25 protein-coding genes are annotated in these 23,684 nt (G+C 66.5%); 14 read left to right on the top strand and 11 right to left on the bottom strand.

What is annotated here, in order from left to right; translation table 11 throughout:
* Window positions 1-97: 97 nt before the first annotated feature.
* Genes H5398_RS15430 through H5398_RS15415 form a run of 4 tightly spaced genes read right to left on the bottom strand, consistent with a single transcriptional unit; the run spans window position 98 to window position 4,243 of the window.
* The gene (locus tag H5398_RS15430; RefSeq protein WP_182800664.1) at window positions 98-982 is read right to left on the bottom strand and encodes a carbohydrate ABC transporter permease; all 885 of its coding nucleotides are present in this window, start codon (window positions 980-982) and stop codon (window positions 98-100) included.
* The gene (locus tag H5398_RS15425) at window positions 982-1,869 is read right to left on the bottom strand and encodes a carbohydrate ABC transporter permease (RefSeq protein WP_220489570.1); all 888 of its coding nucleotides are present in this window, start codon (window positions 1,867-1,869) and stop codon (window positions 982-984) included. Before H5398_RS15425 ends, H5398_RS15430 begins: the two co-directional genes overlap by 1 nt.
* Window positions 1,870-1,892: 23 nt before the next feature.
* Window positions 1,893-3,155 (bottom strand): ABC transporter substrate-binding protein, encoded by a 1,263-nt coding sequence (locus H5398_RS15420; RefSeq protein WP_182800662.1) that lies wholly within the window; start codon window positions 3,153-3,155, stop codon window positions 1,893-1,895.
* A gap of 32 nt (window positions 3,156-3,187) precedes the next feature.
* The gene (locus H5398_RS15415; RefSeq protein ID WP_182800661.1) at window positions 3,188-4,243 is read right to left on the bottom strand and encodes a LacI family DNA-binding transcriptional regulator; all 1,056 of its coding nucleotides are present in this window, start codon (window positions 4,241-4,243) and stop codon (window positions 3,188-3,190) included.
* Window positions 4,244-5,673: 1,430 nt separating this feature from the next.
* Between H5398_RS15415 and H5398_RS15410 the strand changes: the two genes are divergently transcribed.
* From H5398_RS15410 to dprA, 4 genes are all read left to right on the top strand, one after another.
* A complete protein-coding gene (locus tag H5398_RS15410; protein ID WP_182800660.1) occupies window positions 5,674-7,764 on the top strand; it encodes an FtsK/SpoIIIE domain-containing protein in 2,091 nt (696 codons plus the stop codon).
* Window positions 7,761-8,072: a hypothetical protein gene (locus tag H5398_RS15405; protein WP_182800659.1), complete on the top strand. Its 312-nt coding sequence runs from the start codon at window positions 7,761-7,763 to the stop codon at window positions 8,070-8,072. Before H5398_RS15410 ends, H5398_RS15405 begins: the two co-directional genes overlap by 4 nt.
* Window positions 8,069-8,446 (top strand): hypothetical protein, encoded by a 378-nt coding sequence (locus H5398_RS15400; protein ID WP_182800658.1) that lies wholly within the window; start codon window positions 8,069-8,071, stop codon window positions 8,444-8,446. The genes H5398_RS15405 and H5398_RS15400 overlap by 4 nt, the downstream gene beginning before the upstream one ends.
* A gap of 142 nt (window positions 8,447-8,588) precedes the next feature.
* Window positions 8,589-9,632, top strand: a complete 1,044-nt coding sequence (gene dprA / locus H5398_RS15395) for a DNA-processing protein DprA (protein WP_182800657.1) — start codon at window positions 8,589-8,591, stop codon at window positions 9,630-9,632.
* Window positions 9,633-9,678: 46 nt separating this feature from the next.
* Here dprA and H5398_RS15390 read toward each other — a convergent pair whose 3' ends face one another.
* Window positions 9,679-9,930 carry a hypothetical protein gene (locus tag H5398_RS15390; RefSeq protein ID WP_182800656.1) on the bottom strand — a complete coding sequence of 84 codons (252 nt, stop codon included), beginning with the start codon at window positions 9,928-9,930 and terminating at the stop codon, window positions 9,679-9,681.
* A gap of 256 nt (window positions 9,931-10,186) precedes the next feature.
* Between H5398_RS15390 and H5398_RS15385 the strand changes: the two genes are divergently transcribed.
* Window positions 10,187-11,347, top strand: coding sequence for a DNA polymerase III subunit beta (locus H5398_RS15385; RefSeq protein WP_182800655.1), 1,161 nt, complete (start codon window positions 10,187-10,189; stop codon window positions 11,345-11,347).
* A gap of 115 nt (window positions 11,348-11,462) precedes the next feature.
* Here H5398_RS15385 and H5398_RS15380 read toward each other — a convergent pair whose 3' ends face one another.
* Window positions 11,463-12,455, bottom strand: coding sequence for a WYL domain-containing protein (locus tag H5398_RS15380; RefSeq protein ID WP_182800654.1), 993 nt, complete (start codon window positions 12,453-12,455; stop codon window positions 11,463-11,465).
* Window positions 12,456-12,585: 130 nt separating this feature from the next.
* Here H5398_RS15380 and H5398_RS15375 point away from each other — a divergent pair, with 130 nt between their 5' ends.
* The 6 genes from H5398_RS15375 (at window position 12,586) to H5398_RS15350 (ending at window position 17,594) form a co-directional block, all read left to right on the top strand.
* Complete coding sequence (locus H5398_RS15375) at window positions 12,586-12,981, top strand: RidA family protein (protein WP_370586151.1); 396 nt, start codon at window positions 12,586-12,588, stop codon at window positions 12,979-12,981.
* 65 nt (window positions 12,982-13,046) lie between these two features.
* Window positions 13,047-13,532: a DUF488 domain-containing protein gene (locus tag H5398_RS15370; protein ID WP_182800668.1), complete on the top strand. Its 486-nt coding sequence runs from the start codon at window positions 13,047-13,049 to the stop codon at window positions 13,530-13,532.
* A gap of 481 nt (window positions 13,533-14,013) precedes the next feature.
* Window positions 14,014-14,532 carry a PadR family transcriptional regulator gene (locus H5398_RS15365; protein ID WP_370586150.1) on the top strand — a complete coding sequence of 173 codons (519 nt, stop codon included), beginning with the start codon at window positions 14,014-14,016 and terminating at the stop codon, window positions 14,530-14,532.
* On the top strand, window positions 14,525-15,598 hold the full coding sequence (locus H5398_RS15360) for a BtrH N-terminal domain-containing protein (protein ID WP_182800652.1): 1,074 nt from the start codon (window positions 14,525-14,527) through the stop codon (window positions 15,596-15,598). The genes H5398_RS15365 and H5398_RS15360 overlap by 8 nt, the downstream gene beginning before the upstream one ends.
* A gap of 404 nt (window positions 15,599-16,002) precedes the next feature.
* Window positions 16,003-17,352, top strand: coding sequence for a DUF3560 domain-containing protein (locus H5398_RS15355; RefSeq protein ID WP_182800651.1), 1,350 nt, complete (start codon window positions 16,003-16,005; stop codon window positions 17,350-17,352).
* A gap of 65 nt (window positions 17,353-17,417) precedes the next feature.
* The gene (locus tag H5398_RS15350; protein ID WP_182800650.1) at window positions 17,418-17,594 is read left to right on the top strand and encodes a helix-turn-helix domain-containing protein; all 177 of its coding nucleotides are present in this window, start codon (window positions 17,418-17,420) and stop codon (window positions 17,592-17,594) included.
* Window positions 17,595-17,927: 333 nt separating this feature from the next.
* Here the strand turns inward: H5398_RS15350 and H5398_RS15345 are convergent, their stop codons facing one another.
* Together H5398_RS15345 and H5398_RS15340 are read right to left on the bottom strand one after the other, a co-directional pair.
* Window positions 17,928-18,677: a CPBP family intramembrane glutamic endopeptidase gene (locus H5398_RS15345; protein ID WP_220489566.1), complete on the bottom strand. Its 750-nt coding sequence runs from the start codon at window positions 18,675-18,677 to the stop codon at window positions 17,928-17,930.
* A gap of 199 nt (window positions 18,678-18,876) precedes the next feature.
* Window positions 18,877-19,344, bottom strand: coding sequence for a DUF6326 family protein (locus H5398_RS15340; RefSeq protein ID WP_182800649.1), 468 nt, complete (start codon window positions 19,342-19,344; stop codon window positions 18,877-18,879).
* 217 nt (window positions 19,345-19,561) lie between these two features.
* On the opposite strand from H5398_RS15340, the gene H5398_RS15335 reads away from it, so the two are divergent.
* The 3 genes from H5398_RS15335 to H5398_RS15325 are packed head-to-tail and all read left to right on the top strand — an operon-like array spanning window position 19,562 to window position 22,050.
* Window positions 19,562-20,233 (top strand): DUF2306 domain-containing protein, encoded by a 672-nt coding sequence (locus tag H5398_RS15335; RefSeq protein WP_220489564.1) that lies wholly within the window; start codon window positions 19,562-19,564, stop codon window positions 20,231-20,233.
* A gap of 30 nt (window positions 20,234-20,263) precedes the next feature.
* Complete coding sequence (locus H5398_RS17935) at window positions 20,264-21,385, top strand: histidine kinase (RefSeq protein ID WP_182800648.1); 1,122 nt, start codon at window positions 20,264-20,266, stop codon at window positions 21,383-21,385.
* Window positions 21,382-22,050 (top strand): response regulator transcription factor, encoded by a 669-nt coding sequence (locus tag H5398_RS15325; RefSeq protein ID WP_182800647.1) that lies wholly within the window; start codon window positions 21,382-21,384, stop codon window positions 22,048-22,050. Before H5398_RS17935 ends, H5398_RS15325 begins: the two co-directional genes overlap by 4 nt.
* Window positions 22,051-22,298: 248 nt before the next feature.
* Here H5398_RS15325 and H5398_RS17545 read toward each other — a convergent pair whose 3' ends face one another.
* From H5398_RS17545 to H5398_RS15310, 3 genes are all read right to left on the bottom strand, one after another.
* Window positions 22,299-22,631, bottom strand: coding sequence for a transcriptional regulator (locus H5398_RS17545; protein WP_182800646.1), 333 nt, complete (start codon window positions 22,629-22,631; stop codon window positions 22,299-22,301).
* Window positions 22,628-23,149: a hypothetical protein gene (locus H5398_RS15315; RefSeq protein WP_182800645.1), complete on the bottom strand. Its 522-nt coding sequence runs from the start codon at window positions 23,147-23,149 to the stop codon at window positions 22,628-22,630. Before H5398_RS15315 ends, H5398_RS17545 begins: the two co-directional genes overlap by 4 nt.
* Before the next feature lie 96 nt (window positions 23,150-23,245).
* Window positions 23,246-23,413, bottom strand: coding sequence for a hypothetical protein (locus tag H5398_RS15310; protein ID WP_182800644.1), 168 nt, complete (start codon window positions 23,411-23,413; stop codon window positions 23,246-23,248).
* Window positions 23,414-23,684: the final 271 nt, after the last annotated feature.

Raw genomic sequence — 23,684 nt, 5'->3', positions numbered from 1 at the left:
CTCGGTGGGGGCGCGCGGGGCGGGCGCCGTGGGGGGGGCCCCCCCCGCGCTGCCGCCGCCCCCCCGCGCCTCCTTGGTTCTGTCAACCCCGTTGTTGTCAGTCCTTGACGGAGCCCAAGGTGAGGCCAGCCACGAACTGCTTCTGCAGCACGAAGAACACGATCAGCACCGGCAGCGCGGCGAGAATCGAACCGGCGGACAGCAGGTTGTAGTCGGTGAAGAAGGAGCCCTTGAGGTTGTTCAACGAGCTGGTGACCGGGAACTTGTCCCCCGTCTGGAGCAGCACCGTCGCCCAGAAGAACTCGTTGTAGATCCACGCCACCTGAAGCGTGCCCAGGGCGGCGAGCGCGGGGCGCACCAGCGGCAGCGTGATGCCCCAGAACTGGTACCAGACCGAAGCGCCGTCGAGGCTGGCCGACTCGTAGATCGCCGCGGGGAGCGTCTTCATGTAGTTGCTCAGCACGAAGGTGCAGAAACCGGTCTGGAAGGCCATGTTGATGACGATGACGCCGATCTGCGAGTCGAGCAGCGACCCCGAATCAGAGATCCAGTACGGCAGCGGGATGGCCCGGAAGATGCGGTAGATCGGCACCAGGAGCGCCTGGGGCGGCAGGAGGTTCGCCGAGACGAACAGCGCCAGCATCGCGAAGTTGAACTTGAAGCTGAACCGGGCCAACACGAAGGCGGCGCTCGCCGACAGGGCCAGGGTCAAGATGACCGCGGTGACGGTGATGAAGGCGGAGTTCAGGAACGTGAGGCTGAAGCCGCCCCGCTCCCACGCGTTGAGGTAGTTGTCCAGCGTGAACCCGCCGAAGCTGAAGTACCCGTTCTCCATCGTGAAGCCGTAGTCACGGAAGGAGTTGAACAGCGCCCACAGCATCGGGAACAGCCAGAGCAGCGCCATGCCGAGCAGGAACACGTGGAGGACGATGCGGGACGGGGTGAGTGGCCGCTTAGTGAGTTCCATGGTTGAGGCGCTCATCAGGAGTCTCCCTTCATGACGACGCGGAGTTGGAGGATGATGAAAATCGACGATAAGAGGAGCATCATCGTCGCGAGTGCCGAACCGAACCCGATCCGGCTGGCCTCGCCGGCGACGTTGGTGGTCACCAGGGTGGAGATCAGCTCAAGGCCGTTGGTGCCCCGGTTGATGACCCAGGCCAGGTCGAACGCCCGCAGGCCCTCGATGAAGGTGATGGTCATGACGATGATGTTGATCGGACGCATCACGGGGAACACGATCCGCAGGTAGGTCTGGAGCTGGTTTGCCCCGTCCATCTGCGCAGCTTCGCGCAGCGACGGGTCGATGCCCTTGAGGCCGGCTAGGTACAGCAGCATCACGTAGCCCGTGTGCCGCCACCCGCTGGCGACGATCGCGGCCCACAGGTTGATGGACGGGTCGCCGTACCAGTCGATCTGCGTGCCGAAGAGCATGTTGAGCAGACCCTGGTCCCGGCTGTACATCAGCTGCCACATGAACCCGATGAGGGCCGCGGACAGGACGACAGGCAGGTAGAACGACGTCTGGTAGAAGCGGCTGGCCCGGATCTCCTTGTCCAGAAGGACGGCGAGGAACATCCCCAGCGGGGTGAACACCAGGAACAACCCCACCAGCCACAGCACGTTGTGCCACATGGCGGGCCAGAAGGGCGGGTAGATGGTGGCGATGTCGATGTAGTTCTGGAGGCCGTTGAACGTGATGTCCCGCAGCGCGCCGATGCCGTCCCAGTTCGTGAACGAGAGTACGACGGTGAACAGAGCGGGGAACCAGACGAACGTGACGACGATCAGGGTGGGGATGACGCCCATGAGGACGGGGGTGATTCGGTCCCAGCGCGAGGTCTGGAGTGGTGACGATTGAGTTGACACTTTGCGCTCCTTCGTGGTTCGCATCAGTTGGGGAAGATCGATTGCTTCTGGCGCTCCACGCTGCGCAAGATGGAGTCGATCGAGGAGGGCTCCCGGATGAACGACTGGAAGGCGGGCCCGAGGACGGTGGCGGCGAAGTCCGGGCGCGTGTCACGGTCGAGGAACTGCGAGATGGCTTCGGCCTCCTCCACCAGCTTCACGGCCTTCTTCTGCAGCCTCGAGTAGCCGGACTGGTCGATCGCGGAGGTGGCCGCGATCACGCTGGGATCTGCCTTGACCGAGTGGCTCACCGCCTCTGGAGTGCTGAGGTAGAGCATCAGCGCCTTCGCCAGCTCGGGATTCCTGGGCTGCGCGGCCATCATGAATCCGTCCACGGGAGCCTCGACGACCTTCGCCCCGATGGCCGACTCCAGTTCCGGGAAGACGAAGAAGTCCAGGTCATCTGCGGCCTCCTCCGACGTGGCGAACTGCTGCTGGAGGAACATGCCCATGAGGTAGGTACCCGTCCTCTTCTGCAGGAGCCCCTGGGCCGCCTCCTGCCAGGTCCGGCCGAGCGCGGCCTCCTCATGGAAGGGCAGCAGATCGTTCCACATCCGGAAGACCCGCTTCACGGCCTCGCCGTCCCAGGCCTCATCGCCGGCCAGGAGCGAGACGTGGAAGTCGTAGCCGTTCAGCCGCAGATTGAGCATGTCGAACGTGCCCATCGCCTCCCAGCCGTCCTTGTTGGCGAACCCGATCGGCGTCAGGCCGTCGCTCAGCATCTGCTCGTTGAGGGTGACCCACTCGTCGAGGTTCGTCGGCTCGCTGTAGCCACGCTCGGCGAAGACACTCGGGCGGTAGAAGACGGCCCAGGGGTAGTAGGTGCTGGGCATGAAGATCTGTCGACCATCGGTGGCGCTGGACGACACCCTCATGGAGTCCGGCATGCCTTGCACCTGGCTCCACACGTCGGAGATGTCGCCGACCAGCCCCTTCTGCGCGAAGTAGCGGGCACGGTAGCCGGCGAACCAGGTGAAGACATCGGAGGGACGTCCCTGCAGGTAGTTGTTGATCCCCTGCTTGAACGTCTCGTGGTCGACGGTGTTGATCTTCACCTCCCCGCCGTCGAAGCCCGCCATCATGTCGGCGAAGGCTCTCCTGGGGGCGTCGTCGGACTGGTACGAGCCGACGGTGACGAGGCTGGGATCGGGCTGACCGCTGCCGCACGCGGACAATCCGGCCGCGGCGCCCAGGCCGAGGCCGCCCAGTAGCAGGGTGCGCCTCTTGAGCGCTGGGGATGGGAACATGGCTTCTCCTTGCTGGTTCCTCTGGTGGTGGGTCACGAGCTGGCGCGGACGATGAGTTCAGTGGCGAAGACCCGGTTGCCCGGATCGTCCCCGTTGGTGGCTTCGGTGAGCATCTGGACCGCGGCCCGGCCCAACGCGCGGATGGGCTGTGCGACGGTGGTGAGCGGCGGTGCCAGGTCCAGGCCGAGGGCGTGGCCGTCGAAGCCGACGACCCGAAGATCGTCGGGGATGCGCAGCCCCCGGCTTCGGGCCGTCTGATAGGCCCCGACCGCCATGCGGTCGGACGCGCAGAACACGGCGTCGATGGTGGCGTCGCGATCGAGGAGTGCGGCCAGGCCTGCCCTGCCCGACTCGATCCCGTAGTCGCCGTGGTAGACGAGTGCCTCATCGAAGGCGTCTCCCAGGGCGTCCCGAAAGCCCGCCAGGCGGGCCAGGCTGCCGGGCTCGTCCTGGGCGCCGGCGATGATCGCCACCCGGCGCGCGCCGCGCTCCACAAGATGCCGGCCGGCGTCCGCGCCCCCCTGCCGGTCGGTGATGGTCGCGGACCACACGCGCTTGCGGGACGGGCCGTCCGGCACCGCTCCGCACAGCACCACCGGGACGTCGGCGCTCAGGAGCGCCTTCAGCATCGGGTCGTTGACGTGCGGGCTGAGGTGGATCACGCCGTCGACGTGCCTCGAGTCGAGGAACTTCGTGGTGCGGCGGCGCTCCTCCTCGTTGCCCGCCAGCAGCAGCACGAGGGCGGTGTCGCTGCCGGCCAGCCCGTCGGAGACGCCCTGCAGCAGCACGCTGAAGGTGGGGTCTTCGAAGAGCTCGCGCTGCGGCTGGGTGAGGAGCACCGCGACGGCGTTGCTTCGCCCCGAGGCGAGCGAGCGGGCGTGCGGATTGCTGCGGTAGTTCGTGGCATCGATGGCCTGCTCCACCGCGGCGCGGGCCTCGGGGCTCACCTTCGGCGAGCCGTTAAGCACGCGGCTGACGGTGCCGCGGGACACGCCGGCGTGCGCCGCGACGTCCATGATGGTGGCGAGTGGCGCAGCGGTCTGGCCGGTCCCGCCGGTGAGGCGGTGTCGGGCGGTTTCGCGGTTCATGGGTCGAGCCCTTCTGATGCCCACTGCTTTGTGTGCACGCTCCCACGATACTCCATGCTCAAAGATGTGTCAATCGCTGGTTCTATGTGGGACCGCTCACACGCGCCTCGGACCAGATGGTAGGCACGAGCGTGCGCAGAGCTCTCAGGAGTTCCTCTTCAGCCTCACTCTGGGTGCGGAGGCGTCCTTCCGCGATCTGGCTTGGAGCAGGCAGAGAGGAGTTCACGAGTCGCAGTTCTTGCAGTACTTGGGGTGCAGGCACTCTTGAGCGGGCAGCTATCGTCGCGTCGATACTGGTGCGGATCATGTCTAGGTCGGCGGCTTCGAGGATGGCTCGAAAGAACTCGATCAGGACGAAATATAGGGTCACAATACGACTAGGGGTCTTGACTGTTTTCGATGCCTCGGAACTGTCTTGGGGCGCGGGGAGGAATTACAAGGCTTCGGCGAGGGAAGAGTGACGCGACGTTAAATCTCAGAAAGTTGCTGTGCATTGCCCGCCTCCCGCAACTAGGCGGTCCAGATATCGGGCGGTGCGTCCTGACATGAAGTGAGGGCGCCACTGCTGGAACAGGGACGCCCTCGATGAATCCTTGTCCGGTTAGAGAACTGAGGTTCTGATGTCCCGGCGTATCTGGCGCTCGGGGGGCGGCGCCAGCCCTTGACTCTGTTGTGCCTGTTTTCGTTTTTCGGCTCGCCGGTGAGCTGGTGGAGTGGGATTGGGCTGATGGGTCGCCGCCATGGCATGTCTCAGCCGCGAATTGTTGATGGTCGTCGCCGCGTCATACTCTGACCCACGCACCCACGAACTGCCCGCAGCCAAACCCGTGTAACGGTCAATCCATGTCCACTGCCGGCACTCCTTGACCACGGGGCAGCCCGAGCACAATCGGATGGCCTGCTGCGCACGCCACCGCTCACGATTGACCCGGATCCTCCGTCGCGGACTCATGCGCCGAACTCTTGATGAGAAACCATGTCCAAAGTGTCGCTGACAACGGGCGATGCCCCTACTTTGTGATCTCTATTGTATAGAGCCCCGTTTATACAAAGTAGAGCGCATCTCGACACAGATGAGCTCTGCACGGGAGGATTGAGGACGTACCGACCGTTGAGTTGGCATGAATCCGCTTCCTCCTTCGTCGGGTCGTTTCATGCCAGTCTCTCCGGGGGGTCAACGAGGCGCGACAGGGCAAGACATCGGGAGTGGATCGCCAGCCGCTATATGACCAGCTATGCGGCCGGCGTATAGGCCCTATATGTCGGGGGTAGCGGAGCACACCCCCTATACAGGGCCCTATATGGAGCTTGATATAGCGCTTCCATTGGGATGCGTGGGTCTTCCGCGGTCGTGTGAGGCGTGGATCGATGGTGGCCGGTCACGGTCGGTCCCATCTGGTGGCCTCCTCTATGGATGAGGAGGCCATCTCATGGCTGTGAGCACCAGCAGTAGCTATGTCCCCCAGGCCCTGACCTGGGGGCTCGTTGGGGTGGGTGCTGCAGCTGTGGCGCCGATGGTCGGGATGGGGGACTGGGCCGGCTGGATTGGGGCCGGCGGGATCCTGGTCGCGGGTTCGGTCGGGGTCCTTGGGCATCGTGACCAGGAGCGTCGAGGGCTCCACCTGTCGCTTGAGGAAGGGCTCGTCCCTCTGATCGGGCCCAGGGCAACGGTGGTCACGCGCGGCTGGAGAGGCTGGCCGGGCACGCCGGGCAAGGTGGTGATTCGCTACGACGCCATAGCCAAGGACGGCGACCCGACCTGGAAGCAGGGCGTCCTTGATGTCACCCAGCGACGGCTCGAAGTGTCTGCCTCGATCCTCGAGCACGATCGGCGGACCCGTCGCGTGGTCCTGGTGACCCGCGACGTGACCAAGGCGAACCCGGTCGAACAGCGAGTGTCGCGCACCATCGCAGACCTCCTGGGAGCAGGGGCGCGGGTGGCCGCGGTCCGCACCGCCGGCGACGGTGACGTGGCCTCGTTCGAGGTACGGCACATTCCCACCACGAAGGTCGCTTCGAGCGGGGGCTACCGGGCCAAGATCGAACGGACCTTCGGGTACGTGCATCAGGGCCGGTGGCGTTGCAAGTGGGACCTGGAGCACGACAAGGTCATCTTCGAGCTGAGGCCACCGTTCCCGTCGACGGTGTGGCTTCCCCGAGCCGACGTCGACACCAAGCGCGATGTCCTAGCCACCTACGACAAGGTGAGCATCGACTTCGGTGTCGACGAGGATGGGAACACGCTCAGCTGGCGCCCAGCTGTGGATCCGAACCTGATGGTGGTCGGTGCCCCGGGCACGGGCAAGACGGTCCTGGAGCACAACATCCTTGCCTCGGTTGCCCAGTGGGGGTGGCCGGTGTGGGTGGTCGACGGGAAAGCCATCGAGTTCCTGGGATGGAGGGACTGGCCCAACGTGCAGACGGTTGCCTCCACCGTCGAGCAGCAGATTGCCGTGATCAGCAGGGCCCACGAAGTGATGGAGCACCGCTACCAGCTGATCGTGGCCGGCAAGGCCAGCGAAGACGACTTCGAGCCGCTGATGCTGTTCATCGACGAGTGGTCAGACTTCCGGGCCAACCTGACCGACTGGTACGCCATGGTCAAGGTCAAAGGAATGCCAACCAAGCCGCCTGTCCTGCAGAAAGTTGCCTCGATCGCCCGCAAAGGCCGATCGTCGCGCGTGCACCTGCTGTTCGCCACCCAACGCCCAGACGCCGAGTACTTCGGCGGGGACATGCGAGACAACTTCCGCTGCCGGATCTCGATGGGACGACTCAGCCCGCAGGGCGCGATGATGATGTACCAGGACCCCAACGTCGGAACCACCGTCCCGCGGGGTTGCCGCGGCCGCGCCACCACCATCGACGACAACAACAGGCCAGTCGAGATCCAGACCTACCGTGTCCCTGACCCGCGCAGGGCCCGGCGCCGGCTGGACCAGGACGAGCTCGCGATCCTCGAAGGGCTGATGCCCGATGAGGCGATGCGCCGGCACGGCCGGCTGCTGATTGTTCCGCCAACAGACGATGAGGTCACGCAGGCCGGGTCGGAGTACACGGCATGGTGTGCAGCCGATTGGGTGCCGGCTGAGGCGCGGCCGGATCTGGACCCGATCACCAACGTGGCAGCCGACTCGGCTCGCGCCCGGGAGATGTCGTCGCCGATGGCGATGTTCGGGATCCCCATCTCCGCACGCGGCTACATGGCTCGAGGTGACACGTCCGGCGACGGTGAGGAGTCGCCGGCCGATGACCGTCTCGGTGAGGTAGCCGGTTTCTCGGACAGTTACGGCGCGCAAGTCGATGTGGACCCGTTGGTGCTGTCCATCGGCGACCTGGTGGAGCTCGAACCGGGGTACTGGGTCACCGTCGACGAAGAGCCAGAGGAAGACCCCATGGATCCCACCTCGGTGTTGCTGTGTTGGCGCGACGACGACGACAACACCGGAGCCGTGGGACTGAATCTCGGTGAGCGCGTCACCAGCCGCCGAGCCTCATACGAAACGGAAGGAGCACTGTGAACACGCAAGGACAGCTCGACGACGACACCACCACCTTGATCCTGGTCGGATTACTGGCCGGGCCAGCCGTCCTGGCCACCGCTGTCGGGATCGCCGCTTCACGGACACCCGCGGCCGCCGCCTGGCTGGTGGAACACCACGTGCTGGCATCAGCCGCAGCCACCCCGGTCCTGGCGATACCTGGCGCTGGGGGAGCCGGCCTCGACTGGGCGCGGATCATCCCCGTGGTGTCGCTGCTGATCATCGCCGTGGTGTGGGGCGTGTGGCTGGCACGCAACAAGCCAACGCCGCGAGGGGGTGCCAAGTGACGTCCCGTCGGCCCCTGCTGAAGAACCGTCGAGTCTGGCGGACCCACCTGCTGAATCGAATCTGGCGCCAGCGTCAGGCCACCGACCTGGCGGGGCTGCTCGCCCTCGAGGGCAACTGCGCAGTACCTGGCACCGGGTGGACTGACGCCGAAATCAGGCACGCCAACGCGCCCACCAGTGCGGCCGCCGCTGAGGCTGCCCGCTCCGTGCTCGAACTGTGTGACGACTGCCCGGTGATCGGCGAATGCGCACAGTGGGCCCACGTCGATCGCTACACCGGCCTGGCCGCCGGCAGCTCCTGGATACGCGGCCAGGAATACGACCCGTCCACCACCATCAACAACCCACGCCCCAAGAACACCGCCGTCGCCTAGACCCTCCACCACCCCGACCCCCTACCCGGGGCGGGGTGGTGGAGGGATGACGGGTTCTTGTCGGTGGCTGCCGCTAGGTTGGAGTCATCCATTCAAGGGCTGCTCACCACGGCCCGCTGCTCTATGAAAGAGAGATCCTCTGATGTCTGTTGATGCTTTCCCGATCGTTGCTGTTGATGAGCGTGCCGCCCGGATGGGGTTGTGTGCGCTGGTCCCGTTGGGTGCCCCGGGGCTGGTGGCTGAGGTGGCTCACCGTGGCGCTGTCGACACTTGGAGCCGGCTGCTCTCCGACCGTGACAGCCGCTGGGGCCGCGCCGCGGCGACCATCGACCTTCGGCGGGTTGTGGCTGCCGGGGCCGAGGTGGGGGCCCGGTTCGTCATCCCCGGTGACGCGGAGTGGCCGGCCCAGCTCTCCGACCTCGACGGCGTGGAGGTGGGCGGGCAGACGGGGGCCCCGTTCGGGTTGTGGGTGGTGGGTGCCCGTCTCGACGAGCTGCCCGCCGGCGTGGCCGTCGTGGGTGCCCGCGCCGCCACCACCGCCGGCCTACACGTCGCCGAGGGTCTCGCCGCCGGCATCGCCGCGGCCGGCTTCAGCGTGATCTCGGGCATGGCGTTCGGGATAGATGCAGCCGCGCACCGCGGCGCCCTCGAAGTCGGTGGCCCCACCATCGCCGTGCTCCCCAGCGGACTGGACCGGCCCTACCCGAGCGCCCACCACGACCTGGCACGCAGCATCGCCGCCCGCGGGGCACTCATCTCCGAGATGCCCCCCGGCACCACCCCCACCCGCTACACCTTCCAGGCCCGAAACCGGATCATCGCCGCCCTGGCGCGCGGCACCGTGATCGGTGAAGCCGCCGCCCGATCCGGTGCCCTCAACACCACCACCTGGACCACAGCGATAGGCCGGCCCCTGCTGGCCGTGCCCGGCGACGCCACCCACCCCCTCTCTAGCGCGCCGAACGCCCTGATCCGTGACCGCACCGCCCAGCTGGTCACCACAGCCCACGACATCACCCAAGCCATACCCGTAGCTGGCCGCGGCAACGACCGCGGAATGCAGCTACGCGCCGACATCGAAGCCGCCCGCGCCGACGTCGACACCGCCACCGCAACCCTCACCCGCGCCTGGCAACGAGTCGCCGACACCCGCCGCCGACTCGACCACCACCTCAACCAACACTGAGCCCAACACGCCCGGGGGTGAGTCATCGTGACTCACCCCCGGGCGTCTAGCGGTCCACCGCGACCGTGGAGATCCGCGCCCCCGGGATCCACTCCTGACAGCACCGCCCGTCACGGACCCACACCACCAACCCCTCCCAACACCCCGCCCCATCCCTACGCCGATCCATCACCAACCCAGGCACCACCGCATCCACCCACACATGCCGCACCACCCCCACCCCCGCGGCCGCCGGCGTCGCCGTCGACAACCCCAGCCGGTCGGCCAAGGAACCGAACTGGGAACGCTTCGTCGTCATGCCCGGACCCTACGAGCCACACCCGACAAGACCAGCACCCCAGCCCCTCCCAGCGCCCCGCCGGAATTAACCGGTTAATACCCAGACGAAGACGAAGCCCCTAGCCAGAGGGGAGAGAAGCTGACCCTCCACCCCGACCCCCTACCCGGGGCGGGGTGGAGGGTCAGCTCTGGTTTTGGTCGGTGGGGGCCGATAGATTGGGGTCATCCACAAGGGGGTCTCACCAGCCCCCGACCAGGACCTGGAAGGGGTTCTCATGTCTATCGCTACCGCTGTTGTTGCCGTCGACTCGACCGTCAAGGCCGGCTACCGGGATCTGCTGGCCGCGTTGAAGGCCACCGGGCTGCTGGCCGGCGGCGCCCGGTCGATGCTGCCGCACGTCGAGCTCGCCGCCGGCGACGGAGCACTCACAGTCACTGCTGCCGATGCGGGCGCTGCGGTGACAGTCAGCCTGCCGGCCACCGTCACCGGTAGCGGCCGCGTCATGGTGCCCTGGGCCGAACTGTCGAAGATCCTGCCGGCGGCCGTCAAAGGCACCAGCAAGCGCCAGCTCGACCAGCTGAGCGTCGACATCGACATCACCGGCGACACGGCCACCCTCGGTGTGGGCGGCTACAGCCTGCCCATCACCGTCGCTCCCGACGCCACACTGCCCACGATCCCGCAGGCCACCCCCGGCACCCACGTGGCCGACCGTGACCAGTTCGCCGCCATGTTCACCCGCGTCGTCGCCGCCGCCGGCACCGACCAGCTGCTGCCCATCTTCACCCACGTGCACACCACCCTGACCGACACCCAGGTCACGATGCTCGCCACCGACCGCTACCGACTCTCACGCGGCACCATCGACGCCCACGGCACCAGCAACCAGACGATCCTGCTGCCCGGCCCCCTCCTAGCCAAACTGCTGCCCTTCTGCGACGGCACCCAGATCATCCTCGGCACCGACGGCCACGACACCAACCAGTGGATCACCCTCACCAGCGGCACCCTCACCGTGCGGATCCTCCACCCCCACGGCGACTACCCCCGCGTCACCCACCTGTTCAACCTCACCAACGCATCCACAGCCACCCTCGACCGCACCGCGTTCCGTGACGCCGCCGACCGCGCCCACGCCCTCACCACCGTCCTCGCCGAACGCAACACCCCAGCCCGACTCATCATCAACACCAACCAAGTCACCATCGCCCCCGGCACCCGCGACCGCACCGCCGACGCCCCCACCATCACCGCCGACACCCACCACACCGACACGTTCACCGGCGGCATCAACCCCGCCTACCTCCTCGACGGCATCAACCACACCCACGGCGACACCATCACCATCGAATTCAACATCCCCGGCAAACCCATCAAACTCACCGGCACCGACACCTTCGAACACGTCATCATGCTCATGCGCCTACCCGACTAAAGATCTCCCGCCCGGGTGGACCCCCCCCGCAGGGGTTCGCCCCATGGCTAGCGAGGTCTCGTTCAACGCCCGAGTGGGGGTTCGTTTCGAACGCCGGTGAAGGTGAGCTTTCACATCACTCCTGAAGTGGGTCGGGCTCAGCGGGGTCTCGGTAGCGGTGGGCGACTGCGTCTGCCCGAGTGTGCAGGGATCTGCGTAGTTCGGGCGGGGCAAGCGCTTCAACGTTGGTGCTGAGCTGCCACAGCGCCCACTCGGCGTGCCAGAGATCTTGGAAGGTGACTTCGAGTCGTAGCCAGCCGTCTGCCTCGGGCTCCTCTGCGCGAACGGCTTCGGCCATGTCGAGCAGGTCATCCCGGCGTGCCGGGTTCACCCGCACCTGGACGGGGATGTGGCCCTCGGACAGGAACTCGGCGCACCGTTGTGCCCAGATGTGTTCGAGGTCGACCTGATCTGGTCGCTGGGCTCCTTCGGCAAGCTCTTCGGCCGCGTGGATCCGCGATATTCGCATGGTCCGGTCGGTGCCGGATTCGGTGGCCAAGAGGTAGCCCTTGTCTCGCACGGTGACCAGGCCGATCGGGTCCACTGTGCGCCACTGGGGTGGCTGCCCCCGTGAGACGTAGTGGATCCGCAACTTGCGTCCGGCGAGAACCGCGCGTCGCACCACCATCAACGTGGCGTCGGGCAACTCGTCTCGGCTCAGGCGACGGGAGAGAAGGTCGGTCTCGGGGTTGACGAGGAATCGTTGTGCCGCGCTATTCGCGGCGACCTGGTGGCCCTCGGGGAGCGCGTCAACGATCTTCCGCATCGCTGAGGCGAGAGCCGTTCCGAGTCCAAAGAGCTGCTCCTTTGGCCCCGAGCCGGCGGTGAGCAGCGCGAGGGCCTCGTCGTGGTTCAGGCCCGTGAGCTCGGTCCGGAACCCCGGTAACAGCGAGTATCCACCGTGCCGGCCACGTTCGGCGTAGACGGGGACGCCAGCTGCGGAGAGCGCCTCGATGTCGCGCATGACGGTGCGCGGGGACACCTCGAGCTCCCTGGCCAGGGCATCCGCGGTCAACTGGCCGCGCTGACGCAGCAGAAGAATCAAAGACACCAGGCGGTCAGCTCGCACGACGGAAACGCTACCCAATACCTGACACAAGGTGTCGTAATTGAGTGTCAGGGTGGTAAAGCGTCGCCGGACTGCGGCGACGCGCGAACGGGCAAACTCCCGATGGAATCTGATTGGAGCTGATATGGCAATCGAACGAGTGGCCGTCAACCCGGTGACGTGGTCGGTGGAGATGGGGTTCAACCAGGGCGAGGTGGTCGCTGGCTACACCCGGACGTTGTACTGCTCTGGGCAGACTGCGATGGGGGCCGACGGAACTCCCCAGCATGAGGGAGACATGGCAGCACAGGTTGCGTTGAGCTTGGACAACCTGGAGGCGGTGCTTGCCGCGGCCGACATGTCACTGGCCAATCTCGTGCGGCTCAACATCTACACCACCGACGTCGATCTGCTCTTCCAGCACTACGCGGTGCTGGCGTCGCGGCTGGGAGCGGCCCAGGTAGCCCCGACCACCACGATGCTCGGCGTGACTCGGTTGGCGATCCCCGGCCAGATGATCGAGCTGGAAGGGACCGCGGTCGCCTGAGCGACCCCTGCTGCCCGCACCGCTCGCCGGCGGCGCGGGCAGCTAGGCAGGGAAAGGTGACCGTGATGCACCAGCTCAGGACTATCGGCGTCTACGGCTTCGATGCCTCATCGTTTCTGGCCAGCCTGAACAGGAGCGGGGTCAGCATGCTGCTCGATGTGCGACAGCGTCGCGGCGTCCGAGGTACCGAGTACGCCTGGGCCAACTCGCAGCGCTTGCAGGTCTCGCTTGCCGCAGCCGGGATCGCGTACCGGCACCACCGCGAGCTGGCCCCCACCACTGAACTGCGACAGCTTCAGTATGCCGAGGACGCCCGGCAGGGCGTCGGGAAGCGCGCCCGTCGAGAGCTCGCAGCCTCATACGTCGGCCGCTACACCGCTGAGATCCTCGACCACGCCGACCTTGAGTCGATCATGTCGGTGCTGCCGAGTACCGGAGCAGCGGCCGTGTTCTGCGTCGAGCGCGATCCCGCGGCCTGCCACCGTTCCTTGATCGCCCAAAGACTGGCCGAGCAGCACGGCGTGACCGTCAGGCACCTACGGCCGCGGTGAGGGACACTCCGCAGGGTTTGAGCGATTCGGGTGGGTCTCGCGCTGCGCAGCATGCCGCCATCCGCCGTCACGCCCGCGCCGGAATCTCGATCCGCGCCCTGCAACGCAAGCACGGGTCGATTACCGAACAGTCACTGCCGCACTGAACTCCGCCTGGCCAGAACCACACAAGACACCGCCGAAGCGCGGCTCCCGAATGGATCGATCCCCTACGTGGCCATCATCGACGGCTGGCTCCGTGACGAAACTGGATGCCCCGAGGAAGCAGCGGTTACACCGCGAATCGGAGATCCTCGTGATTCTGTCGGTCTGGGCGGACACCGATTGTCGACGCCCGTGAGCACCATTGGCACCGCCGGCGGGTCGAGTGTCGACGAGATCTGACACCACCGTCCCGGCGGGCCTCAGCTGGGGGCGAATGCGCCTGGCCGGTCCCCAGGTGGGTCTCCACTGGCAGATATTCTAGCGCTAGAATAGGCAGGTGACTCCCGCCGAATTGACCGTGCTGGGCCTGATCGTTGAGCAGCCCCGGCACGGCTACGACCTGGAGCAGGTGATCGAGGAGCGCGGCATCAGACAGTGGACGGATATCGGCTTCTCATCGATCTACTACGTGCTCGCCAAGCTGGACAAGCTTGGCCTCGTCGAGGCCGCCGAGGGCCGTTCTGGCGTGAAGTCTCGGCGGGTGTTCCAGGCCACTGCGGAGGGGCGACAGATCGCAGCAGATGAAGCCGTTGCGTTCATCGCTGATCTTCAGGCGGCCCCACATCCGGTCCTCGTCGGACTTGCCAACTTGCCGCTGATCTCGGAGCCCGCCTACGACGAGGCGCTACGCAGCAGGCTGACTCAGCTCGAGGCCAGGATCGCATTAGTCAAGGAAGCCGAACGGTCGCAAGCACCCCTCCTACGCCCCGCGCGTGAAGTCTTCTCCTACTCCCTCAGCCTCCTGGAGGCGGAAAGGTCGTGGCTCGCCGAACGAGTCCCGGTATCCGATGAGTGACAAGGCCGAGCTCAAGCCACCCGACAAGAGGATCATCGACGGCGTCTCCACGGCCGGCGGCGCGCACTGCGAGACGTCAGCGCTCGGCGCGCTCCTTCGACACGCCGGACTCGACCTATCCGAACCGATGCTCTTCGGGCTGGGGAGCGGGTTGTCCTTCATCTATTGGGACTCGAAGCAGCAGGAGCTGCCCTTCCTGGGCGGCAGGGTGAAACCCTTCGTGCTCGCCCAGAACCTGACCCAACGGCTGGGGCTCGAGCTGCGCGTGGATGAGACCATCTCCGCACGAAAGGCCTGGGACCAGGTCCGCTCCTCGATCGACGATGGGATCCCCGTAGGGCTACAGCTCGACAGCCATGACCTGGAGTACTTCGGATCCCGGGTGCACTTCGCCGGTCACGTCGTCGCCATGTACGGCTACGACGCCGAGCGGGCGTATCTGGTCGACACCGCACAGCAGGGCGGAGCCGTGTCCACGAGTCTGGAGAGCCTGGCCAGGGCGCGAGCCGCACGCGGGCCGATGTCGGCACGCCACCGGTCCTTCACCGTGAAGGCGGCGGCGTCGAACACGTATGGCGGGCACCTCATCCCGGCGATCATCCCGGCGATCACTGCGTGCGCTGAGGACTTTCTAGCGCCGCCGATCGCCAACCTCGGTAGCCGAGGAATCCGCACAGCTGCCAAGCGCGTGCAGTCGTGGTTCGACCGAGTCGAGGACCCCGGCCGCGATCTCGCCGTCATCGCCACGATGATGGAACGCGCGGGGACCGGAGGCGCACTGTTCCGCAACCTGTATCGAGACTTCCTGACGGAGTGCCAGGGACTTCTCGAAGGTGAGCCGGGCGCGGACCTCGTGGAGCAGGGAAGGGGTCTCTTCGCCGAATCCGCGCTGCTCTGGACGAGCGTTGCCGAACTCATCGAGAAAGCAGGTGCCACGGGTAGCCCGGACCATCTCGCCAAAGCGAGTCAGCTGCTCGATGTCATCGCGACGATCGAGACCTCCGCGATGACTGCACTGGCCTCCCTCACGGAATCCGGGCCAAACCACTCCCCACGGCGCTCCTAAGCTAAGCGGGTCGGTCGTGCACGGTCGCCTGCGCCTCCTCGAAGTGATCGCGGTCCCGGCCGCGGATTCCTCGCCGAACTATTCCTCGCCGAGTGGATGGTGCAGGAGTACGTCACCACGAGACGCCGCGAGATCCGCGTTGTGTCCGGCCGGGAACCCTCGAACACGTTCATCCCGCAAGAACACCTGCCAAGACGGGAGGCCGGGGTCGACTTCGGCGAAGTCGCGATCCGACTGCACGACGAACTGGTGGCCATCCGCCTGCAACCCACCACCCCGTCCCCCTACCCGGGGCGGGGTGGTGGCCCACGCGGGCGTGTTGTCGGTGGCCGCGGCTAGGGTGGAGTTCATCCACAAGGGGAGTTTCACCAGCTCCCAGACTTGCCCGGGAAAGGGGCGAAGTGATGTCGTTGATCATCGTGCACAGCGCAGCAGAAGGAACCCTCGTGTGGGGCACCAGCCGCGGTGACGGATCCGCCGAGATCTTGAAGACGCAGCAGTGGCGCTGGGGCCGAGACCTGGGGGCCTGGTACCTGCCACGGACCCGCGACCAGCGCCCCAACCGGGCACGCATCGAGCGGACCGCCCAGGTGCTACGCGAGGCTGGGTTCACTGTTGAGCTCGACATCGACGACCGCACCCGTAGCGTCGCCGCAGTGGAGGCCGACAGGATCGTCCGCCAACAGCAGCGCACCAACCATCTGCAGGAGCAGGCCGACCGCGCCGCCGTCGCCGCTGACGGGGCGTGGATTGCCGCCGACGTCGCGGCTGGGAAGCTGCCCCCGATGGGGGAGCCGATCAAGATCGGCCACCACTCCGAGCAGCGCCACCGCCGCGCCGCCGAGCGCGCCCAGGCGGCGCTCACCTCAGCGCTCGATGCCCACCACCAGGCCGAAGAAGCGCAGTGCCGTGCCGAGACCGCCACCCACACCACCGGGGCCCGCTACAACCCGACCACCGTGGCCAACCGCATCGACACACTCGAAGCCGACGCCCGAGCACTGCAACGTCACATCGACGGACAAACCCACACCCATCACCGGCACCCCGGCACCGGCCAAGCCATCGGCGACACCGCCGCCCCGGCCACCGGAGACCGCCGCGAGCACCTCACCGACCAACTCGCCCAGATCAACGACCAACTCGCCTACTGGCGCCAGATCCGCGCCGACCAGATCGCCACCGGAGACGCCACCCACCACGACAGCAGCACCATCAACCCCGGCGACCTAGTCGAAGTCAGCCGCCGCTGGTACCGCGTCATCCGCGCCAACCCCAAAACCGTCAGCGTCGCCACCAACACCGGCCGACACACCACGCCCTACAGCCACATCACCAACCACCAGCCCAACCCCGACGGGCTCCGCCAGCAGGGCAGGGACCGGATGCTGATGGAACCGCACCGAACCAGCCACCTGCAGGCCTACCAGGACGCGTCGCGGCTGGATGCCATGCGCGAAGAGGCGATCGCGTCAATCCGCGCCACGCAAGACTACGAAACGGTGCGGGAGTCACGGGCCCAGGCGCGGCGTTCGGGGGTCCGCGCCATGGTCTCAACCAGAGCCGACCAGCTGGCCACCCTGGTGCAGGCCCACGGATACACCGATCCGCGGCAGGCCGTGGAACAAACCCGTGCCTTGAGCGTCCGCGACGCCGCAGCAGCCACCGGCCTCAGCAAGACCACCATCCGCCGACGCAGGAACGCCGCCGACCCCTTCGACGTCGGCGGGCTCACCGACCAGGACAGGGCATAGGACATGACCCGACAGGTCGGGGACCCTTCTGGTTTTGGCCGCTACGCGATCGTGGACCGGGACTGATGTCAACCAAATACCGGCAGCTGACCGACGAGGAACGCACGGAGCTGACGACAGCAGGGAAAGATCTGGGGACCGTGGTGCGCCGCCTCCAGGCCGACGGGGTGTCATCAGCTGCGATCGGCCGGACTCTGGGCCGCTCAGGGGCGTGGATGACCAAACACTTCCCGCTCGACTGATCGACGCATGGTGAGGACAGCCGCATCACACCACTCACCAGACCTTGAATCAGCGCTCCAACCGTAGTCACGGCTATGACACACCCCGCCAGGACCCTGTTAGGTATGCACCGAGCAGTCCGCCCCGGGGGCAGGGCGTCCGGCTTCACTGTGGAGCTCGACATTGACGACCGAACCGGCGCCGCCGGCCCCGATCAGCGTGGTGGCGGCGCCCCCCAGTATCTTGCCGCCATATAGCTCGGGGAGGATCGTTCATGCGCCGCCGCTTCCTAGGCGGATCGTCCGTTGAGGGTCGCGCGTCCTGGCCTGGCTGCTCCGATCTCGGGTGGTGCGCTACCTGAATGGCCAGAAGAGCATCAGCACGAGAACGAAGAGGACCAAGCTCTGTGCGCTGTGGGCGATGATTCCAATGAGGGCGCTCCGGTAGCGGCGAGCCGGGAGCGAGAGGATGAATGTGTCGATGAGTGTGATCGGGATCATCCACGGGACGTGGAGGTGATAGACGGCGAAGAGAACTCCGTTGGCGATCCAGTCCCGCGGCCCGAAGACGCCGTTCATGCGGGGGAGCAAGTAGCCCCGGAAGAGCAGCTCCTCACCCAGCACGGTGTTGAAGACGAAGAAGACGAGCAGGATTCCCAGCCACAGCCACGAGCCAGAGAGCATCTCCTGTCCCTCGGTGGAGCCGAGGAAGGCACCGAAGTCACGTCCGGCTGCGGGGGCGATCCCGAACGGAAGGAACTCTTCGAGTGCGAACGCCGTGACGACGATCGGGGCGATGAGCCACATACGTCCCCCGCGGCGGCCCGTCTTGGGGTTGCGTGGCGCCCGCAGCCACAGTACGTCGCGGACAACTGACCACCTCAACGTTCGTTGTTCCCTGTAGACGAGGATCAGGACCAGCGCAAACTGCCAGACCATGCCCGCAGTCAAGAGCAGGATGAGGGACTGCGCGAGGGCGACGGGTGAGGTCCACATGGATGCGAGCAGCGGTGCGATCACCCACGCGAGCAGGGCCATCGGCACAGCGGCCGCCGCCCAGACTCCGATCACCCCAGCCGTGGTGAGTTGAGGAATCAGAGTCACTCTTGCAGTGGAACCGGCGCCGCGACGAACTGATTCAGGCTCGGGGGTTCTCACGGTTGCCTTTCGTGAGGCCGATGACTGCGCCACCAGCGTTTGCTGCCCTGAGGAGCGGGTTTCACAGCGGCTGCTGGGTCGGGAGTGACCGGCCGTCCCAGCCGATCGGCTGTCAGGTTGACCTTGCTCAGGCCGGCGAAGCGCCTCACGGTCTCGGGCTGGTCGACGGGGGGGCCGAGGGTGCGGTGCGGGGCCAGGTCCAGGCGTAGCGCAGGATGAGGGCGAGAACGATCAGCTCCAGTGCGACTCCGAGGAAGTAGAAGTACATCCACGACTGGCCCAGCTCGCCTGCCGCGTTGAAAGCCGCGAAGGGGACCTGGACCGAGGCCACGATGAGGTTGGTGATGCGGTTGGCTCGGGCGGGCAGAGTCATCGACGCCACGATCATGAGGATCGGCATCGCCAGGAGGGTCAGCGCCGTGATCGCCCAGGTCTGGGTGATGTCGAACTCCCAGACGACGCCGACGAGGATGTCGTCGACGACGCCGGGCTTGTAGAAAGCGAGGATGTCCACGTAGACGTAGAGGAACATGAAGCTGGTCCAGGCGGCGGCAAGCTTGGCTTTGACCGGTATCGATCGGTCTTCCAGTGCGGTGTGTTGGGGTGTTCTCATCGGGTACTCCTTGGTTGTGTGGTGCGGATCGATGGGAATGCAGGACTGCTGGCTTCGGCCGCGGTCGTGGTGGTGTGGGTTGTCATGATTCGATACTGGTCGCCTCAGATACGCCCGGTCATCGGCTGGGAGGTCTGGATTTGCTCGCCGAAAGTACGGTCTTGGGCTCGTCCGGAATCCTGATGTCTGGAGCCGTGAACCAGGCGAGCATCAAGTCATGTCCCACCAGATGACTGCCACCACTCCGATCGCCGAGCGCAAGGAGGATCGGCAGCGATCGCGGAGCCGATGGCTGCAGATCACGGGACTGCTGCTGCTCAGTGCACTCCCTGTGCTCGGCGGAGTGCTTCGCCTGAGGGAGGTGAGCGCCGACCCCGCAAGCGCACTTCCCTTGGCCTCGGCGGCGCCGATCGGTGTGCACATCGTGGCGATGAGCGTGTTCTGCTGTCTCGGCGCCTTCCAGTTCTCCCCGGCATTACGCAATCGGCGCTCCTGGCATCGTCGCGCCGGCCGTGTCCTGATCCCTGCTGGACTCTTCGCGGCGCTGTCGGCCGCCTGGCTCGCGGTTGTCTTCAGTGGCCCCACTGAGGAGCTCGCATCGGCGATGGTTCGTCTCGTCTTCGCCGTAGCAATGGCTGGTGTTCTTGTGCAGGCAGTGATCGCGATCAAGCGTCGCGACTTCGCTGCGCACGCGGCATGGATGACGCGCGCCTACGCGATCGCCGTCTCAGGTGGGACCCAGGCTTTGGTGTTCACGTTGTGGACGCTGACCTTCGGCGAAGTGGACGCCTCCGGTGAGACGTGGCTGGTTGCCGCGGGCTTCGTGATCAACAGTTTCGTGGCGGAGCTACTCATCCGGCGTCGGACCGCCGGGCCGATGAACGGGTGACGGTTCGTGGTGTGTTCGTATGATGAGAGGGTGATCGGGCTCCTGCGTTCCGCGTGGAGTGCGCCGAGCGCCGTGCCGCCCCCGCCGCGGCGGGTCTGGCGGGATTGGGTTCTGGTCGCTGTCCTCGCCGTCCTGGCGCTGGTGGAGGGCAGCCTGAGAACGGACCTGCCGCAGCCCCTGCCCGTGGTGCTCTCGCTGCTCGTCGTGCTGCCGACCGTGCTGTGGCGCCGCACGAGGCCGCTGCTCATGCTCCTGATCGTGTTGGTCGTGATGGTGCCGATCGACCTGCTGCTGCCCGACTCGAACTTGTATACGGGCCTGTTCGTCACGGTGATGATCTACGCACTGTTTCGCTGGGGTTCGGGGCGGGATCTGATGATCGCGTCGGGCATCCTCCTGGCGATCCTCGCATTGTTCTTCGTCTCCGGAGGCAGTCTCGACGACCTGATCGGCGGGTTCGCTCTGCTCCTCTCGGTCGCTTTGCTGGGTGTGGCGGTGCGCTACCGCGCCGAGTCCGGGCAGCGTCACCTCGACCGAATCCGGATGCTGGAACGTGAGCACCTGGCCCGTGACCTGCATGACACGGTCGCCCACCACATCTCGGCCATCGCGATCCGTGCCCAGGCCGGCCTCGCGGTGGGGGCAAGGGACCCGCGCGCAGCACAGGACGCGCTGGACGTGATCGAGAAGGAGGCAGCGACAACGCTGAGCGAACTGCGGTCGATGGTGCGAGTTCTACGGCAGGGCGAAACGGCGGAGCTCGCGCCAAGCCCACAGTTGAGGGACATCGAACAACTCGCCGGGACCAGGCCGGGCGGGGCGGGGGTCACCGTGAAGGTGACGGGCGAGGACGGCAGCATCCCCCCGCCCGTGGCCGCGGCGGTGTTCCGGCTCGCGCAGGAGTCGGTGACCAACGCCCTACGTCACGCACGGGAGGTCACCCGTGTCGACGTGCTCGTGGAGGCAGACGAGACCGGGGTGCGGCTGAGCGTGACCAACGACGGCGACGTCGCCGCAACACCGACGCCCGGCTTCGGCATCCTCGGCATGGTCGAGCGGGCCGCACTGCTCGGCGGCACCTGCCAGGCCGGCCCAGCGCCAGGCGGGTGGGCCGTGACCGCGGTGCTCCCTCGTGTTGGATGGGCACCATGATCATCCGAGTGCTCATCGCCGACGACCAGGAACTCGTGCGGACAGGATTGAGCATCATCCTTGACGCGCAGCCAGACATCGAGGTCGTGGGTCAGGCAGTCGACGGCAACGAAGCGGTCGCACTCGCCCGGAGCCTGCGACCCGATGTCTGCCTGTTCGACATCCGCATGCCCGGCCTTGACGGCATCGAAGCGACCCGGGTGCTCGCCGGCCCCGGCGTAGACGACCCGATGGCAGTGGTCCTCATCACCACCTTCGATCGCGACGAGTACGTCTTCGCCGGACTGCGGGCCGGCGCCAAGGGCTTCCTCCTCAAAGACGCCGGCTCGGAACTGCTCGCCCAGGCGATCCGCGCCGCAGCAGCCGGGGACGCCCTGATCGCCCCCAACGTCACGGTGCGGCTACTGGAGGCCTTCGCCGCAACAGCACCCACCGCACCACCTCCCCAGCCACTCGCGCCGCTCACCGAACGCGAGGAGCAGATCCTCATCAAGGTCGCGCGGGGCCTGAGCAACAGCGAGATCGCCAGCCAGCTGTACATCACCCTCTCCACGGTAAAAACCCACATCGCCAGCCTCATGACCAAACTCGACGCCCGCAACCGTGTCGAGATCGCCATCTGGGCCCACCAAACCGGACGGATGCGCCCACGAACCAGCACATGACACCAGATCGACGAGGCGTCACCCGGCTGCGATCGGCCGACCCGTGCCAGGCCGGGACCTCAGGCACCTACACGCTCGAACTGACCGATGCACTCGCAGATACGAACAGCACATCGCTGCTCATACCGCCCGCCCTCGGTATCGGAATGCGAGTCGAGGATCTGGATGCGCGCTCGACTCGATCGGCAGGCACATCCTCAAGGACGGCCAAGCTGTTGAGCGAGGACGGCGATCTCCGTCCGGAGTGATCATTCGGTGACGATCTGGGCGGACGAGGGGACACCGGCGCGGGCCGCCTCGACCATCTCCCGGAGCGCGCTGAGGTGACCCTCCAGGGCCTGACGACCCAGCCGGGTGAGCTTGGCCCAGGTGCGCATCTTGCCGCCGCCGCCGGTGGGTTTGTCGAGCCTGACATAGCCGGCCTCGACCAGGGTCTTGAGATGCTTGCTCAGGACGGAGTCGGCGACATCGAGGTGGTCGCGCAGAGTGGCGAACTCGACGGCGTCGGCCTGGGCGAGCATCGCGCAGATGCGCAGCCTCAGGGGCGCGTGGATGGTGTCGTCGAACCGGGCGCTGCTCACGACGCCCCGAACCGGGCCAGGTCCCGTTCGGCGTCGACCAGCTCCCGCTGCGCGTCGGCCAGTTCGCGCCGTGCCAGCTGAGACATCCACCAGGTGCCTGCTGCCAGGCACACGATGGTCACCAGGACCGCGTAGACCGGGACCCACGCGGTGAGGTCGAAGACGTCGCGTACCGGCAGGGACGCCAAGAAGACCAGCACCCCCAGCAGGAGCAACGCCACCGGACCCCGGGAGACCGCGGTCAACGTCGACCACCGCGATGTGATGCCGGCCCGCGACGTCCGCCACATGGTGTGGATGAGGACCGCGGCGAGGATCACCATCGAGAATCCCATCAGTGCATAGGCCCAGGCACCGTCGGCGAGCTGGGCTGCCCCCTGCACCGCCAAGGCAGCGCCGATGACCGCGCTTGCGAGGTAGTCGCCCGTGGTGAAGAGGCTCTTGCGTGCCATGTCCACCCGTGCGCCGGCGGCGTCTCGCAGGGCGGAACGGGCGGAGTATGCGGTGTCGGTTTCCATGACGGAAACACTAACTCACGCTTTCGCTTTCCGCAACAGAAAGACACGCTGAGACGCGCGGGCAGTCACCCCTGAGCTCGAAGAAACAGCCGATGGTTAGGTATCCGGTGACGGCCACAGCCCGGTAGTGTCCGGAACCACACCCAAAGCGGTGTCGACGTCCATCGACACCATCCAGCCGGAAGCCTCCAGCGCCCCCCCGTCGCCGGAGGCTTCCGTGTACCCGGACCTGGCGGCGATCGTCACGGCAGCAGTTATGGGCATGATGTTCTACTTCGGCCCGTGGGCCTTTCCGCCTGGGATGGACGAACTCTGGTGGCTACTCACGACCGCGGCGGTCATACTCGCGTCTTGGCGATGGTGGGGCACGCCGACGAGCTACTTGATCACAAGAGCTCCATCATCATCGCGGCAAGAGCGGATGGATCATCCTTTGGCCGTAGGGACCTCGACCGGGGTCAGGATGAGCCCTTCGTGGGTCACCGTGGATCCGAGGACCGCGTCGGAACGGTCCAGGAAAGTGACGTCAACGTTC

Source organism: Tessaracoccus sp. MC1679 (genome assembly GCF_014164775.1).
Classification (GTDB): domain Bacteria; phylum Actinomycetota; class Actinomycetes; order Propionibacteriales; family Propionibacteriaceae; genus Arachnia.
Note: the sequence above shows the minus strand (reverse complement) of the source record. Positions and strands in the feature narration are given on the sequence as shown.

Bases quoted from the DNA above. Each gene is read 5' to 3' on its own strand.
- H5398_RS15355 (WP_182800651.1), top strand. From the start codon at position 16,003: ATGTCGTTGATCATCGTGCACAGCGCAGCAGAAGGAACCCTCGTGTGG.
- H5398_RS15420 (WP_182800662.1), bottom strand. From the start codon at position 3,155: ATGTTCCCATCCCCAGCGCTCAAGAGGCGCACCCTGCTACTGGGCGGC.
- H5398_RS15340 (WP_182800649.1), bottom strand. From the start codon at position 19,344: ATGAGAACACCCCAACACACCGCACTGGAAGACCGATCGATACCGGTC.
- H5398_RS15335 (WP_220489564.1), top strand. From the start codon at position 19,562: ATGTCCCACCAGATGACTGCCACCACTCCGATCGCCGAGCGCAAGGAG.
- H5398_RS15370 (WP_182800668.1), top strand. From the start codon at position 13,047: ATGCACCAGCTCAGGACTATCGGCGTCTACGGCTTCGATGCCTCATCG.
- H5398_RS15415 (WP_182800661.1), bottom strand. From the start codon at position 4,243: ATGAACCGCGAAACCGCCCGACACCGCCTCACCGGCGGGACCGGCCAG.
- H5398_RS15315 (WP_182800645.1), bottom strand. From the start codon at position 23,149: ATGGAAACCGACACCGCATACTCCGCCCGTTCCGCCCTGCGAGACGCC.
- H5398_RS15430 (WP_182800664.1), bottom strand. From the start codon at position 982: ATGAGCGCCTCAACCATGGAACTCACTAAGCGGCCACTCACCCCGTCC.
- H5398_RS15310 (WP_182800644.1), bottom strand. From the start codon at position 23,413: ATGCCCATAACTGCTGCCGTGACGATCGCCGCCAGGTCCGGGTACACG.
- dprA (WP_182800657.1), top strand. From the start codon at position 8,589: ATGTCTGTTGATGCTTTCCCGATCGTTGCTGTTGATGAGCGTGCCGCC.
- H5398_RS15410 (WP_182800660.1), top strand. From the start codon at position 5,674: ATGGCTGTGAGCACCAGCAGTAGCTATGTCCCCCAGGCCCTGACCTGG.
- H5398_RS15350 (WP_182800650.1), top strand. From the start codon at position 17,418: ATGTCAACCAAATACCGGCAGCTGACCGACGAGGAACGCACGGAGCTG.
- H5398_RS15390 (WP_182800656.1), bottom strand. From the start codon at position 9,930: ATGACGACGAAGCGTTCCCAGTTCGGTTCCTTGGCCGACCGGCTGGGG.
- H5398_RS15325 (WP_182800647.1), top strand. From the start codon at position 21,382: ATGATCATCCGAGTGCTCATCGCCGACGACCAGGAACTCGTGCGGACA.
- H5398_RS15360 (WP_182800652.1), top strand. From the start codon at position 14,525: ATGAGTGACAAGGCCGAGCTCAAGCCACCCGACAAGAGGATCATCGAC.
- H5398_RS15385 (WP_182800655.1), top strand. From the start codon at position 10,187: ATGTCTATCGCTACCGCTGTTGTTGCCGTCGACTCGACCGTCAAGGCC.